This is a genomic window from Pseudomonas sp. LTJR-52 (assembly GCF_003691465.1).
Lineage (GTDB): Bacteria > Pseudomonadota > Gammaproteobacteria > Pseudomonadales > Pseudomonadaceae > Chryseomonas > Chryseomonas luteola.
This window is the reverse complement of sequence record NZ_CP033105.1, coordinates 220,242-233,553: the sequence shown is the minus strand read 5'-3', so window position 1 is coordinate 233,553 and position 13,312 is coordinate 220,242. Positions and strand designations below refer to the sequence as shown.

The following is a 13,312-nucleotide window of genomic DNA, read 5'->3' as shown; positions in this document are numbered from 1 at the left end:
AGGCACCGGCTTTTTTATGGGTAACGATCAGCGAACGATATGCAGGAAGTGCATGTGACGCTCGTATTGATCCAGGATGTCGCCAATCACGTCGTCCCGGCTCCAGCCCATCACATCGTAGTCCTGGCCGCCTTCCTTCAAGTGCACATCGGCACGGAAGTATTTGCGATCCTCGCGCTCGTTCTGGTCGCTCTGTGTGTCCCCCATGACAAAGCTCGGCATGGCATACGCGCGCGGGCGAACCTCATACACGAACTCAGGGTTCTCCTCAGGGCCGACCTCAATACGTACCCGGCCATCGTCGCCATCCTTTACGCTAACCAGATAGCTCTGCTTACGCAGCTCTTCAGCAACAGATTCACACGCAGGCTTAACCACTTCCCCGATGAAGCGCACCACGTGGGTACGACGCGGGAACATGGCCAGATTACGTAGGCGACGCTGCCAGCCACCGGCTGAACGAGGCGCAGGGCGGGAGATGTTCAGCGCCTGGTAGCGGATACCCCGTTTGGTGGCATCGAGCTTGAGCGCCTTGAGTAGGCCCCACATCGAACAGAGCAGTGCGATGGTAAAGGGTAGCGCCGTGGCAATCGTGGCTGTTTGCAGGGCCTTGAGACCATCGGCCAAGAGCAGCGCAATCGCCACGACGCCCATGGAGGCCGCCCAGAAGACTCGTTGCCAGACCGGCGTCTTGTCCATGCCGCCGGAGGCGAGCATGTCGACCACCATCGCGCCTGAGTCCGCCGATGTTACGAAGAACACCACAACCATGATGATGGCTACCATGGAAATAGCCGACGCAAAGGGGAAATGCTCGAGGAAGGCAAACAACGCCAGGGAGCTGTCTTTGTTCACGGCATCGCCTAGTGACGTAATGCCCTGCCAGGAGATCATGTGAATGGCGGTATCACCAAATACGGTCATCCAGAACAGCGTAAAGCCGGCCGGTACCAGCAGCACCCCGGAGACAAACTCGCGGATCGTGCGGCCGCGGGAGATGCGGGCAATGAACAGGCCGACGAAAGGCGACCATGCCAGCCACCAGCCCCAGTAGAACAGCGTCCAGCCGCCGATCCAGTCGTTGGGCTTATAGGCATAGAGGTTAAAGGTACGGCTGACAATCTCGGTCAGGTAGCCACCGGTATTCTGCACAAAGGTTTGCAGAATGAACACGGTGGGCCCCAGGACCAGCACCATCAGGAGCAGCAGCACGGCCAATCCCAGGTTCAGCTCCGACAGGCGACGAACCCCCTTGTCCAGGCCGGTAACCACCGATAGGGTCGCCAGGGCCGTAGTCGCAATGATCAGGCCGATCTGCACCGGTACCGACACTTCCAGGCCAAACAGGTAGTTGAGACCGGTGTTGATCTGTGCGACCCCAAAGCCCAGTGATGTTGCCACCCCCAGGACGGTACCTAGGATGGCGAAGATATCCACGGCATGGCCGATCGGCCCGTAGATACGCTCGCCAATGAGGGGATACAGGGCCGAGCGCAGGGTCAGCGGAAGCCCGTGACGGAAGCTGAAGTACGCCAGGATCAGCGCCACGATGGCGTAGATGGCCCAGGCATGCAGGCCCCAGTGGAAGAAGGTGATGATCAACGCCTCACGGGCGGCCTCCACCGTGCCAGACTGGCCAGTGGGCGGCGACAGGAAGTGCATGACCGGCTCGGCCACGCCAAAGAACATCAGGCCGATCCCCATGCCCGCCGAAAACAGCATGGCAAACCAGGTCGTGCTGCTGTAGTCCGGCTCGCTGTGGTCCGGGCCGAGCTTGATGTCGCCATAACGGCTGACGCCCAGAAAGACTACGGTCAAGAGGATCAGCGCCACCGCCAGAATGTAGAACCAGCTGACGTTCGTAATAATCCAGGATTGAATGAGACCAAAGACGTTTTGCGCGCTCGCGTGAAAGGCACTGGCATAGATGACCAGGATAAGAATGAGCAAGGTCGAGCCCCAGAAAACCGGGGGATTGAGGGTACGGGTAGGTGGTGATTGGCTTTCGGTGGCCATCAGGCACTTTCTCCTTTTCTGTCGGCGCCAAGGTGGCTGCAAAGGAGTGCCTAGCCGACCCGCTCCGAGGGTCGGCATTGAAACACGAGGTGGTTGTCGCTCAGGTCACCTCAGGCACTCGCGGGTCTGTACTGCAATGCTTCAGCCAGATGAGACCGCAAAATCTGCGGCTCTGCTGCAAGATCGGCTAACGTACGTGCCACCTTGATCACTCGGTGCAGGGCGCGCAGGGACAGCCCCAGCCGTTCACCTGCGCTCTCGATCCACCGCTGGTCGTCTACCGTCAATGCACAGTGTTGGTGCAAGGCACGCAAATCCAGAAAGGCATTCGCCACCCCTTGGCGAGCCAGTTGCCGCTCACGGGCGGCGGCGACCTGTTCGGCAGCCTGTTGCGTTGTAAGGCGGCCGGAATCGTTCTTGGTGTCAGGGCCGCCCAGACGCACACTTTCCCGGGCGACAGTGATATGCATGTCGATCCGGTCCAGCAGTGGACCGGAAAGTTTACCACGATAACGTTGTACCTGGTCGGGCGAGCAACGGCAGCGGCCGGCCGGATCACCCAGATAGCCGCATGGGCAGGGGTTCATGGCGGCGACCAGCTGGAAGCGGGCCGGAAAGCGGACACGGTCCCGGGCGCGGGAAATCACAATCTCGCCGCTTTCCAGCGGCTCGCGCAGAACCTCTAGCACCTTGCGGTCAAATTCGGGCAGCTCGTCCAGAAACAGCACGCCTTGATGCGCCAGAGTGATCTCGCCCGGGCGAGGGCGACTACCGCCACCCACCAGGGCGGGGCCCGAGGCCGAGTGATGCGGCTGCCGGAATGGCCGCTGCGGCCAGTGAGCCATGGGGGTATGGCTGGCGACCGAGTGAATCGCGGCCACTTCCAGGGCTTCGAACTCATTCAGAGGCGGCAGCAGACCGGGCAGGCGGCTGGCCAATAGGGTTTTCCCGGTCCCGGGTGGGCCTGCCAGCAAGAGGTTGTGCGAGCCTGCCGCTGCAACCACCAGAGCGCGTTTGGCAGCCACTTGGCCCTGCACGTCAACAAGGTCGGGATAGGGTTGCTCCTGCCGTCTCAGGCCCTGGGCCTCGTACGGCGTAAGGGGCGTCTGCCCGGTAAAGTGCGCTGCGATCTCCAGCAGATGGCCCACCGCGATGACCTTGAGCCCGCCAGCCAGGCTGGCTTCCTCAGCGTTTTCGTGGGGCACGATCAGTGTGCGTCCGGCTTCCCGTGCGGCAAGCGCTGCGGGTAATACGCCCTGGACGGGGCGCAGTGCACCAGAGAGCGCCAGCTCACCCAGGCATTCGATATCGGCCAGGGCATCCGCGGGTAACTGCGCACTGGCCGCCAGAATGCCAAGGGCAATGGCCAGATCGAAGCGGCCACCATCCTTGGGCAGGTCGGCAGGAGCAAGATTTAGGGTGATGCGGCGTGCCGGAAAGTCGAAGCCTGAATTGAGGATGGCGCTACGCACGCGATCCTTACTCTCCTTGACAGCGGTTTCCGGCAGGCCGACCAGGGTTAATGCTGGCAGACCGTTGGCCAGATGCGCTTCTACAGTGACGCAGGGGGCTTCCACGCCTACCTGGGCGCGGCTACAAACGATGGCGAGGGACATGATCACTCCTTGATCAGTGTCCCGCCGGCCGGGTTATTCGGCGGTCGGCGGGGTGGGTTCCGTTTTGTTGTTCTGGAAAGCCATTTTGGCTGATGTCGGTATGTCCTGTGCAGGCTGGGCGGCAGCAACAGGCTCTTTGCCCTGGCCTTCCAATTCGGCCAGGCGAGCTTCCAAGGCCTCAAGGCGAGCGCGGGTGCGTTCAAGGACCAGCATCTGGGTGTCGAATTCTTCACGGCTAACCAGATCGAGCTTGCTGAATCCGCTCTGCATCAGAGCCTTGAACTGGTTTTCGATATCGGCACGGGGCGAGCCTTCTCCGAACAGGCGGCTGGCTTGTTGGGTCAGGGAGTCGAGTAGCGCTTTGGGTGGGAACATACGCTTCATCCATTAAAAAGTGTTTGGACCAGTGTATCACGCTCCTTTCCAGCGCTAGGATGCCGGGCATCTGCACATTTTTTGGGCGCCTCTTCCGGGCACTGTGCGCCAGGATGGTGCGATCTGCTGTGAAATGGACACTATCTTATCCAACCGAAGCGCATAGAGGCGTTGCGCCATGCGGCTTTGCACGAAATGGCAAGGTTTCTGCTTTAGCCGTTATGACAGAGGCATCACGCACCAGGGATGCGGAAGCGAAGCGGTGATTGCTTCGTAGGCGGGCGAGGGTGGCGGCGAACCGTTTTAGAGCGGGGCGACGTTACAAAGCCACAGACTGCGCTTAGACTTGAGACGGGGTTCGTTCCTGGGGCAAGTCCACTTTTCGGGAGAAGTTCATGAAACTAGTCACCGCCATCATCAAGCCGTTCAAGCTCGACGACGTCCGCGAGTCGTTGTCCGAGATCGGCGTTCAAGGCATCACCGTCACCGAGGTCAAGGGTTTCGGTCGCCAGAAGGGGCACACGGAGCTATACCGTGGCGCCGAGTACGTTGTCGATTTCCTGCCCAAGGTGAAGATCGACGTCGCCATTGCCGATGACCAGCTCGATCGTGTCATCGAGGCCATTACCAAGGCAGCCAACACCGGCAAGATCGGTGACGGCAAGATTTTCGTTGTAAATCTGGAACAAGCCATCCGCATCCGGACCGGCGAAACCGATACCGACGCTATTTAAAAAACACCGTACTCCATACCCCCAAAGCCCCAGGAGAACATCATGACTCTGCGCAAGTACGCAGGGCTAGGAGCCCTTTTGTCCCTCGCTATGCCGAGCCTTGCCATGGCTCAGGAAGCAGCAGCGGAGCCGACGTTGAATAGCGGCGATACGGCATGGATGCTGGTGTCTACAGCACTCGTGCTTTTCATGACCATTCCGGGTCTGGCGCTGTTTTATGGCGGCATGGTTCGTGCCAAGAACATCCTGTCGGTAATGATGCAGTGTTTCGCCATTACCGGCCTGATCAGTATTCTCTGGATGATCTACGGTTATAGCCTTGCCTTCGATACCACAGGCATGGAAAAAGGCGTAACCAATTTCAATTCCTTTATTGGCGGTTTCGGCAAGGCCTTCCTGAGTTCCATTACCCATGATGGGCTGACAGGACCGGCTGCGCTGTTCCCCGAAAGTATTTTCGTCACCTTTCAGATGACCTTTGCGATCATCACCCCGGCGCTGATCGTGGGTGCATTCGCCGAGCGCATGAAGTTCTCTGCCATGCTGGTCTTTACCGGTGTGTGGTTCACCTTGGTCTATGCACCGATCGCCCACATGGTGTGGAGCGGTGACGGTGGCCTGATGTGGGATTGGGGCGTGCTGGATTTTGCTGGTGGCACCGTGGTTCACATCAACGCCGGTATTGCTGGTCTCGTGGCTGCCCTGGTGCTGGGCAAGCGCAAGGGCTATCCGACCACCCCGATGGCACCGCACAACCTGGGGTATACCTTGGTCGGTGCTGCCATGCTGTGGGTGGGCTGGTTCGGTTTCAACGCAGGCTCCGCCGTTGCGGCAAACGGCACTGCCGGCATGGCGATGCTGGTTACCCAGATCGCAACCGCCTCGGCAGCTCTGGCCTGGATGTTTGCTGAATGGATCACCCACGGTAAGCCCAGCGCCCTGGGGATCGCCTCGGGTGTGGTTGCCGGTCTGGTGGCCATTACTCCGGCTGCCGGTACAGTCGGCCCGATGGGTGCGCTGATCATCGGTGCGGTCGCGGGTGTGATCTGTTTCTTCTGCGCCACCAGCCTCAAGCGCAAGATTGGGTATGACGATTCCCTGGACGCCTTTGGTGTGCATGGTGTCGGCGGTATCGTGGGCGCGCTGCTGACCGGTATCTTCGCAGCACCGGCTCTGGGCGGCTTCGGCACCGTGACCGATATTGGCGGCCAGCTGTGGATTCAGCTCAAGGGCGTGCTGTTCACACTGGTGTATACCGGCATCCTGACCTTCGTCATCCTGAAGGTGATCGACATGGTCATGGGCCTGCGTGTCAGCGATGAGGAAGAGACCGTGGGTCTGGACCTGACGCTGCACAACGAGCGTGGTTACAATATGTAATAGCGAGCCGGCTACCGTTTATCGGTCAAAAAAGGGCGCCTTCGGGCGCTCTTTTCGTATGCGCGAAAGAAAGTCATTTTTCGTGCGTTATTGCCCGGAACACCGGCTCGCAGCCCCGGTCTGAACGTCAGCTTTAAAGAGCCTCTTTGTTTTTTCGAAAGCCGCGCTAGAATGCGCGCCCAGCAAGCCTAGGAGTCCGCCATGTGGCATCAGCGACAGATCACGCTGCGCGCCCGAAGCCGTGGATTCCATCTCATCACGGATGAGGTGGAATCGGCTTTGCCCGAACTGAAAAGCTGTCAGATCGGGCTGCTGAACCTGTGGCTGCAGCACACGTCGGCTTCATTGACGATCAATGAAAATGCCGACAGTGCGGTGCGTCGCGATTTCGAGCGGTTCTTCAACCAGCTCGTGCCGCAGAACGTGCCAGGGTACGAACACGATTACGAAGGGCCGGACGATCTACCGGCGCACTTCAAGAGCAGCCTTCTGGGCTGCAGCCTGACCATACCCGTGCAGGCCGGAAGGCTGGCGCTAGGGACGTGGCAGGGGATTTACCTGGGTGAGCACCGCGACCATGGCGGCGCTCGTCGGATAATGGCTACCTTGCAAGGTATGCCAGCATGAATTTTTCTTGAGCAGCCACGTCAAACTCGCGGCTGGTCAATAACTAACCTGGTTTTCGAGGGTTTTTTATGAGTGATGAAGAGCTGGAACAGGACGATATCGAGTCCACTGACGATGACGATACCGAGGACTTTGCTGCGGCCGCAGACGAGCCCGATGTAGAAGTCGACGACAGTGCCGAGGCGGAAGAACCTGCTGCAGGCAAAGGGAAGAAGAAAAAAGAAGCCGAGCCCGAGGAGTTGCCCTCCATCGAGGCCAAGCAGAAGGAGCGTGATGCGCTCGCCAAGGCCATGGAAGAGTTTCTGGCCCGTGGCGGTAAAGTGCAGGAGATCGACGCGAATGTTGTTGCTGACCCGCCTAAAAAGCCTGACAGCAAGTACGGCAGCCGCCCGATATGATTTTAAAACCCGCCTGTATGGCGGGTTTTTTATGGGTGGCGGATTCTGGCGTGGACATTATCCTGTGCAGTCCATCTGCAGGAAGACTTCATACCGATGACCTCAACCCCAACCCTTCAGGCGCGCTGGCAGAGCCTGCGTGACCTTGCCTCCAGTGCCATTGTCCAGGAGCGCGCCCTGGAGCCCTGGCTGACCGAATCCATTCTGGAGCAGAAAGCGCTGGGGAGTGCCCTGGCATTTCGCCTGAGCCGAACGCTTACCGTCGATGCGGTGCAGCGGCAGACGCTGCACGCGCGTTTCGTGAGCGTGCAGCAGGAGCATCCTGCGCTGATCGAGAGCGCCTGGGCTGACCTTGAGGCCACGGTCACACGCGATCCTGCCTTCGATACCCCGTTGGAGGTTTTCCTGTTTTCCAAGGGCTTCCTGGCGATCCAGGCCTACCGCCTCGGACACCGGCTCTGGCTCGACGGGAACCGCATGCTGCCGCTTTATATCCAGGCTCGCTGTAACGAGATGCTGGCTGTAGACATCCATCCGGCCAGCCGCATTGGGCAGGGCATCATGCTCGACCATGGTACGGGTATCGTGATTGGCGAGACGGCGGTGGTCGAGGATGACGTGTCCATTCTGCAGGCGGTCACCCTCGGCGGGACGGGCAAGGAGTGTGGTGACCGGCATCCCAAGGTGCGACGTGGTGTGATGATCGGCGCCGGCGCGAAGATTCTGGGCAACATCGAAATTGGCGAAGGAGCCAAAGTTGGGGCGGGCAGCATCGTGCTCAAGCCGGTCGCACCGCATACCACCGTGGTCGGCAACCCGGCCCGACCGGTTGGCACGCCACGCCACGAACAACCGGCACTGGTGATGGATCAGTCGTTCGATCAGGACTGATCCACCGTGTCGGTTAGTTCCAGCGCTCCAATACCGCAGGGAGCTCGTTGAGGCTGCGGATCTCGGCATCCGGCGCATTTTCACTGGACCAGGGCTTGCCTGTAGGGTTGAACCAGATGGCCCGTAGCCCGGCCTGCTGAGCGCCCTGGATGTCATCGACAGGGTTATCGCCTACGTGCACCGCCGCATCGGCGGTCACGCCTGCCCGGCGTAGCGCTTCGTTGAAGGGATGCGGGTCGGGCTTGCCGATACCCAGCTCTTCTGCGCATAGGGCAAAACGGAAATAGTCAGCCAGGCCGATCTCGTGAACATCAGCATTGCCATTGGTCAGTACGCCCAGGTCATAGCGCAGCGATAGCTGTTCCAGCGTCTCGTGCACGTCCTCGTACAGGGTGACCTGCTGACGAGCAGCCAGGTAGATGGCGAAACCGGCTTCGGCCAGCTGCCCGACCTCAGGTTCTTCGTAACCGGCATCCTGCAAGGCCCCATGAATGACGCGGCGGCGCAGTTCGCTGACGCGGTGCCGGAGGCCGGGGTCGCGCTCCAGGAGCCGATCCCTGATCTGCCACAGGTGCTCAACCGGGACCGGTCCCAGCCGTGATGCCTCGGTTTCCATCCAGGTACGAAGCGCATCTTCGGCGCTGTGGATGACCGGGGCTATATCCCAGAGGGTGTCATCGAGATCGAAGGTAATCAGGCGGATAGTCATGTGGATTCTGTTTTTCGCTTGGCACGTGGATGGGCATCATCATAGACCTGTGCCAGGTGCTGGAAATCCAGATGGGTATAGATCTGGGTCGTGGCGATGTCCGCGTGGCCCAGCAACTCCTGTACGGCGCGCAGGTCACGGGAAGTTTCCAGCATATGACTGGCAAAGCTATGGCGCAGCATGTGCGGGTGCAGGTGCTGGCCCAGTTCGCGTACGCCCGCTTCACGGACGCGCAGCTGAATCGCTCTTGGCGTGAGGCGTCGGCCGCTCTGACCGATGAACACGGCATCATCCTGGGCGGCCAGGACACGTTGCGGCAGCCAGCGTTCCATAGCCTCTCGCGCCTTGCTGCCCACCGGGACGATACGCCGCTTGTTGCCCTTGCCGCGAACGCTGATCAGGCCATCTTTAAGGTCCAGATCGACAATATCCAGCCCGACCAGCTCGGACAGGCGCAGACCAGAGGAATAGAAGAGTTCAAGCATCGCCTGGTCGCGCAGGGCAATGAAGTCATCCTCCACAGCGCCATCCAGGAGCTGTGTGGTGCGGTCCACGTCGAGGTTCTTGGGTAGCTGTTTCTGGCCTTTGGGTGCACTGACACCATTGGCGGGGTCATGCTGGCAGACTCCCTCGCGAATGAGGTACTGATAAAAGCCCCGGATGGCCGAGAGCAGACGAGAAAGGCTGCGGCTGGACTGGCCTTTGCGGTGCAGCTGAACGATGAGGGCGCGCAGCCGGCGGGCGTCAAGGTTGTTCCAGTCGGTGAGCTGTTCTTCGTGGCAGAATGCCAGGAGTTTCAGCAGGTCACGGCGGTAGCCGTCAAGGGTATGGACCGACACCTGACGCTCGCTGCGTAGGTGTTGGCAGTAAGCGTCGAGGCGTTCTTCCATGTCAGCGTACCGAGCGAAGAGGAGTGGGAAAGCGCAGCAGGGCGCGAGACAGCACTTCCGCCACATGGGTTAGAAATACCGTGCCTAGCGAGCTCTTGTAATGCTGTGGATCAGGACTTCCAATGGCAAGTACGCCATGCATGCCTTGGTGAATCAAGGGTGCAACCGCGGCCGATCCAACCTCGTCCTGCGCGGCTTCGCCAAACAGAAACTTCAGCTCATGTGAGCGCAACGCCCCGCTGACCGCCTTGCCGCCTGACAGCAGTCCACCAATACACTGGTGCGCCTCGGCGCTGGTTACGCTGCGGCCTACCGGCAAGGGCGATTCGTGGAACAGAATCAGCCCTACATAAGGCACCTTGAACTCATGGCGCAAACTGTCTTCGACTGTGCTGATCACATCTTCCAATGTATTGGCATCCATGAGATCAAGCACGAGACGGCGGGTTTTATCGAACAAGCGGTCGTTATCGCGGGCCACATCCATCAGATGCGCCAGCCGATGACGCATCTCGACGTTGCGGTCGCGCAGCAGACCCAGCTGGCGCTCCACAAGGGAGACCGCCGTGCCGCGCTGGTGTGGAATGCGCATCTCGGCCAGCAGGTCCTCGCGGTCTGCAAAGAAGTCCGGATGCTGTTCCAGCCAGGCCGCAACCTGATCGGCATCCAGCGGGGGCGTTTGGTCTGTCATAAACGTACCTGGCCTTCGTATACACGGACGGCGGGTCCTGTCATGAGCACCGGCTTGCCGGGGCCGGCCCATTCGATATCGAGCAGGCCGCCGGGCAGCTCGATCTGTACAGGCGAATTTAGCCAGCCCTGGCGAATACCCGCAACCACGGCTGCACAGGCGCCGGTCCCGCAGGCCTGGGTTTCACCGGCACCGCGCTCCCAGACGCGCAGGCGCGCCCGGTGTTCATCGATGACCTGGAGAAAACCGATATTGGCCCGGTTCGGAAAACGGGGATGATGCTCAAGTTTGGGGCCGAGTTCATGCACTGGCGCGGTATCGACATTGTCGACCCGCAGGACGCCGTGAGGGTTGCCCATGGACACCGCTGCAAGTTCGACGGTACGACCCTCGACCTGTACCGGGTAGCTGATCGCCTCGGCGTCGGCCTCGAATGGAATCTGCCTGGGCTCAAGGCGCGGCGCACCCATGTCAACCGTCACCTGATTGTCGTTACGCAGCCGCAGCTCGATGATGCCGCCTTTGGTCTCGACCTTGATAACTTTCTTGACCGTCAGACGCTTGTCGAAGACAAAGCGGGCAAAGCAGCGAGCACCATTGCCGCACTGCTCGACCTCTGAGCCGTCGGAGTTGAAAATCCGATAGCGGAAATCGACATCCGGGTTGCTTGGCGTTTCGACGATCAGGAGCTGATCGAAGCCGACCCCCGTGTGCCGATCGCCCCACTGGCGGGCGTGCTTGGGCTGGATATGCGCGTGCTGGCTGATCAGGTCAAGGACCATGAAATCATTGCCAAGCCCGTGCATCTTGGTAAACCGCAATAGCATGAGAGGTCACTCCGGTAGCCGGCTTTCGCCTGCATAGAGTTCCTCGACCGTCTCACGGCGGCGCACTTCGAAGGCCTGCTCGCCATCTACCAGCACCTCAGCCGCACGACCGCGACTGTTGTAATTCGAACTCATGGTAAAGCCATAGGCGCCTGCAGAGCAGACCGCCAGTAGATCACCTTCGGCCAGCGCCAGATCCCGGCCCTTGGCCAAGAAGTCGCCGGTCTCGCAGATCGGGCCGACCAGATCATAGGCACGGGTCTCGCCATCGCGAGGCGTCACGGGCACGACGTCCATCCAGGCTTCATACAAGGCCGGGCGGATCAGGTCGTTCATGGCTGCATCGATAATGGCGAAGTCCTTGTGCTCGGTGTGCTTGAGGTATTCCACACGCGTAAGCAGCACGCCGGCATTGGCCACGATGAAGCGGCCGGGCTCGAAGACCAGAGCGATATTCCTTCCGGCAATGCGCTCGCGGATCGCCTTGATGTAATCGCTCGCCAGAGGCGGCTCCTCGTTGCGGTAGCGCACGCCCAGGCCGCCACCGAGGTCCAGGTGACGAATCGTGATACCACGCTCGGCCAAGCGGTCAATCAGTGCCAGCAAACGATCCAGCGCATCGATGAACGGCTCGAGCGTGGTGAGCTGGGAGCCGATGTGGCAGTCCACTCCGATGATCTCAAGGTTTGGCAGCTCCGCTGCGCGGGCGTATACGGCCTCGGCCTCGGCGATATCGATACCAAACTTATTTTCCTTGAGGCCGGTGGAGATGTACGGGTGTGTGCCGGCATCCACATCAGGATTCACCCGCAGCGAGACGGGTGCCTTGCGGCCCATTTCGGCGGCGACTTCCTGCAGGCGCTCAAGCTCCACCCGGGACTCCACATTGAAGCAGTGCACGCCGACTTCCAGCGCGCGGCGCATGTCGTCTCGGGTCTTGCCGACCCCGGAGAACACCACCTTGGCGGCTTCGCCGCCAGCGGCCAGTACACGCTCCAGCTCGCCACGGGACACGATGTCGAACCCTGCACCCATCCGTGCCAGGACGTTAAGAACGCCCAGGTTGGAGTTGGCCTTGACGGCAAAGCAGACGAGATGAGGCAGCCCGGCCAGCGCATCGGTATAGGCGCGGTACTGGCCCTCGATGTGTGCCCGGGAATACACGTAAGTGGGCGTGCCGAAGCGCTCTGCAATAGCGCTCAGCGGCACACCTTCCGCATGCAGGCTACCTGCGCGGGATGTAAATGACTCCATGGAAGGCTCCCTGGTCAGAACGTGTCGTGGCGATGCTCGTGAGCCGCTTTTTCATCGTCCGGAAGGTACAGGTCACCTTTTTGGCCGCAGCCTGCCAGCAGGCATGCGAAAGCAATTAGAGCAAGGGAAAGGCGCTTCATGGCGAATCCTTTGAAAAGCATGATTGACCCGGAGTATACCCGGCACCTGCCCCCTTGCCTATGTAACGCCGAGCGTGCCTGACAGGCCTGGGCGGTGCAGCCGTCTTTGCGACTGGACGAGGGACTGTCGCCGGGGTAACGTCGAGGTCTTTTCAATACCGATTCAAGGAATCCCATGAGCAGTCTGAGCGAAGCCCGCTTCCACGATCTTGTCGATACTACCCAGCAGGCGGTCGAAGACATCCTCGACGACAGCGATCTGGACCTGGATCTGGAGAACAGCGCTGGTGTCCTCACGATTCGCCTGGAAAACGGCAGTCAGGTCATTCTGAGTCGTCAGCCTCCGCTACGGCAGCTCTGGGTGGCGGCCCGCTCAGGCGGCTATCACTTCGATTATGACGAAGCGGGCAACCAGTGGATCTGCGACAGCACCCAGGAGCCGCTGGGTGAACTTCTGACCCGTGTCGTTCGCGAGCAGACGGGCGATGAGCTCGATTTCAGCCAGCTCTGATCTCGCGTTATCAGGGGAGGACGCCGAATCGGTGGCCTCGCCCTGCATTCGACGCTGTTGCCTGGACGATCACGATATCTGTTTGGGCTGCGGTCGCACACTGGATGACATTCTGGTCTGGGGCGAAGCGTCAGCCGAAGTGCGTCGGGCCATCATTCTGGCCGCACAGGCGCGCAGGGACCATCGATCCAACACTGGCTGACCGGTGGTTCCGTCTACCCTGATCCCTGTGTTACGGTCAGGCCATCCGCAG

At 60.4% G+C, this 13,312-nt stretch carries 15 protein-coding genes and 1 pseudogene; 7 read left to right on the top strand and 9 right to left on the bottom strand.

All coding sequences use genetic code 11. The annotated features are described in order from the left end of the window. Nucleotides 1-27 precede the first annotated feature (27 nt). The 3 genes and pseudogenes from EAW52_RS01130 to EAW52_RS01120 form a co-directional block, all read right to left on the bottom strand. The gene (locus EAW52_RS01130) at nt 28-2,016 is read right to left on the bottom strand and encodes a choline BCCT transporter BetT (RefSeq protein WP_122041109.1); all 1,989 of its coding nucleotides are present in this window, start codon (nt 2,014-2,016) and stop codon (nt 28-30) included. 110 nt (nt 2,017-2,126) lie between these two features. Beyond that, nucleotides 2,127-3,632 carry a YifB family Mg chelatase-like AAA ATPase gene (locus EAW52_RS01125; protein WP_122041108.1) on the bottom strand — a complete coding sequence of 502 codons (1,506 nt, stop codon included), beginning with the start codon at nt 3,630-3,632 and terminating at the stop codon, nt 2,127-2,129. 129 nt (nt 3,633-3,761) lie between these two features. Beyond that, nucleotides 3,762-4,007: pseudogene (locus EAW52_RS01120) on the bottom strand (accessory factor UbiK family protein); the annotation flags it as partial. 395 nt (nt 4,008-4,402) lie between these two features. Here EAW52_RS01120 and glnK point away from each other — a divergent pair. The 5 genes from glnK (at nt 4,403) to cysE (ending at nt 8,037) form a co-directional block, all read left to right on the top strand. Next, nucleotides 4,403-4,741, top strand: a complete 339-nt coding sequence (gene glnK, locus EAW52_RS01115; RefSeq protein ID WP_003096476.1) for a P-II family nitrogen regulator — start codon at nt 4,403-4,405, stop codon at nt 4,739-4,741. Between the two features lie 42 nt (nt 4,742-4,783). Then, nucleotides 4,784-6,121, top strand: a complete 1,338-nt coding sequence (locus EAW52_RS01110) for an ammonium transporter (protein ID WP_122041107.1) — start codon at nt 4,784-4,786, stop codon at nt 6,119-6,121. Nucleotides 6,122-6,322: 201 nt separating this feature from the next. Then, the gene (locus EAW52_RS01105; RefSeq protein ID WP_010796513.1) at nt 6,323-6,748 is read left to right on the top strand and encodes a secondary thiamine-phosphate synthase enzyme YjbQ; all 426 of its coding nucleotides are present in this window, start codon (nt 6,323-6,325) and stop codon (nt 6,746-6,748) included. Nucleotides 6,749-6,816: 68 nt separating this feature from the next. Continuing rightward, nucleotides 6,817-7,146, top strand: coding sequence for a transcriptional regulator SutA (gene sutA, locus EAW52_RS01100; protein WP_010796514.1), 330 nt, complete (start codon nt 6,817-6,819; stop codon nt 7,144-7,146). A gap of 96 nt (nt 7,147-7,242) precedes the next feature. Then, nucleotides 7,243-8,037: a serine O-acetyltransferase gene (cysE, locus tag EAW52_RS01095; RefSeq protein ID WP_122041106.1), complete on the top strand. Its 795-nt coding sequence runs from the start codon at nt 7,243-7,245 to the stop codon at nt 8,035-8,037. A gap of 13 nt (nt 8,038-8,050) precedes the next feature. Here cysE and EAW52_RS01090 read toward each other — a convergent pair whose 3' ends face one another. From EAW52_RS01090 to EAW52_RS01065, 6 genes are read right to left on the bottom strand one after another with little or no spacing between them, the layout of a single operon-like run. Then, complete coding sequence (locus EAW52_RS01090; RefSeq protein ID WP_122041105.1) at nt 8,051-8,746, bottom strand: HAD family hydrolase; 696 nt, start codon at nt 8,744-8,746, stop codon at nt 8,051-8,053. Beyond that, a complete protein-coding gene (xerC, locus tag EAW52_RS01085) occupies nt 8,743-9,636 on the bottom strand; it encodes a tyrosine recombinase XerC (protein WP_122041104.1) in 894 nt (297 codons plus the stop codon). Before xerC ends, EAW52_RS01090 begins: the two co-directional genes overlap by 4 nt. 1 nt (nt 9,637) lies before the next feature. Then, complete coding sequence (locus EAW52_RS01080; RefSeq protein WP_074821270.1) at nt 9,638-10,327, bottom strand: DUF484 family protein; 690 nt, start codon at nt 10,325-10,327, stop codon at nt 9,638-9,640. Further along, entirely contained in the window at nt 10,324-11,154 is an 831-nt protein-coding gene (gene dapF, locus EAW52_RS01075; RefSeq protein ID WP_010796520.1) for a diaminopimelate epimerase, read from the bottom strand. Before dapF ends, EAW52_RS01080 begins: the two co-directional genes overlap by 4 nt. A gap of 6 nt (nt 11,155-11,160) precedes the next feature. After that, nucleotides 11,161-12,408 (bottom strand): diaminopimelate decarboxylase, encoded by a 1,248-nt coding sequence (gene lysA / locus EAW52_RS01070; RefSeq protein WP_122041103.1) that lies wholly within the window; start codon nt 12,406-12,408, stop codon nt 11,161-11,163. 14 nt (nt 12,409-12,422) lie between these two features. Then, complete coding sequence (locus EAW52_RS01065; protein WP_010796522.1) at nt 12,423-12,548, bottom strand: lipoprotein; 126 nt, start codon at nt 12,546-12,548, stop codon at nt 12,423-12,425. 175 nt (nt 12,549-12,723) lie between these two features. On the opposite strand from EAW52_RS01065, the gene cyaY reads away from it, so the two are divergent. Continuing rightward, nucleotides 12,724-13,059, top strand: a complete 336-nt coding sequence (gene cyaY, locus EAW52_RS01060) for an iron donor protein CyaY (RefSeq protein ID WP_122041102.1) — start codon at nt 12,724-12,726, stop codon at nt 13,057-13,059. Further along, nucleotides 13,034-13,261, top strand: coding sequence for a DUF1289 domain-containing protein (locus EAW52_RS01055; protein ID WP_122041101.1), 228 nt, complete (start codon nt 13,034-13,036; stop codon nt 13,259-13,261). The genes cyaY and EAW52_RS01055 overlap by 26 nt, the downstream gene beginning before the upstream one ends. Nucleotides 13,262-13,312 lie beyond the last annotated feature (51 nt).

Bases quoted from the DNA above. Each gene is read 5' to 3' on its own strand.
- EAW52_RS01110 (WP_122041107.1), top strand. From the start codon at position 4,784: ATGACTCTGCGCAAGTACGCAGGGCTAGGAGCCCTTTTGTCCCTCGCT.
- EAW52_RS01105 (WP_010796513.1), top strand. From the start codon at position 6,323: ATGTGGCATCAGCGACAGATCACGCTGCGCGCCCGAAGCCGTGGATTC.
- xerC (WP_122041104.1), bottom strand. From the start codon at position 9,636: ATGGAAGAACGCCTCGACGCTTACTGCCAACACCTACGCAGCGAGCGT.
- cysE (WP_122041106.1), top strand. From the start codon at position 7,243: ATGACCTCAACCCCAACCCTTCAGGCGCGCTGGCAGAGCCTGCGTGAC.
- lysA (WP_122041103.1), bottom strand. From the start codon at position 12,408: ATGGAGTCATTTACATCCCGCGCAGGTAGCCTGCATGCGGAAGGTGTG.
- dapF (WP_010796520.1), bottom strand. From the start codon at position 11,154: ATGCTATTGCGGTTTACCAAGATGCACGGGCTTGGCAATGATTTCATG.
- EAW52_RS01065 (WP_010796522.1), bottom strand. From the start codon at position 12,548: ATGAAGCGCCTTTCCCTTGCTCTAATTGCTTTCGCATGCCTGCTGGCA.
- EAW52_RS01055 (WP_122041101.1), top strand. From the start codon at position 13,034: ATGAGCTCGATTTCAGCCAGCTCTGATCTCGCGTTATCAGGGGAGGAC.
- sutA (WP_010796514.1), top strand. From the start codon at position 6,817: ATGAGTGATGAAGAGCTGGAACAGGACGATATCGAGTCCACTGACGAT.
- EAW52_RS01090 (WP_122041105.1), bottom strand. From the start codon at position 8,746: ATGACTATCCGCCTGATTACCTTCGATCTCGATGACACCCTCTGGGAT.
- EAW52_RS01130 (WP_122041109.1), bottom strand. From the start codon at position 2,016: ATGGCCACCGAAAGCCAATCACCACCTACCCGTACCCTCAATCCCCCG.
- glnK (WP_003096476.1), top strand. From the start codon at position 4,403: ATGAAACTAGTCACCGCCATCATCAAGCCGTTCAAGCTCGACGACGTC.
- EAW52_RS01125 (WP_122041108.1), bottom strand. From the start codon at position 3,632: ATGTCCCTCGCCATCGTTTGTAGCCGCGCCCAGGTAGGCGTGGAAGCC.
- EAW52_RS01080 (WP_074821270.1), bottom strand. From the start codon at position 10,327: ATGACAGACCAAACGCCCCCGCTGGATGCCGATCAGGTTGCGGCCTGG.
- cyaY (WP_122041102.1), top strand. From the start codon at position 12,724: ATGAGCAGTCTGAGCGAAGCCCGCTTCCACGATCTTGTCGATACTACC.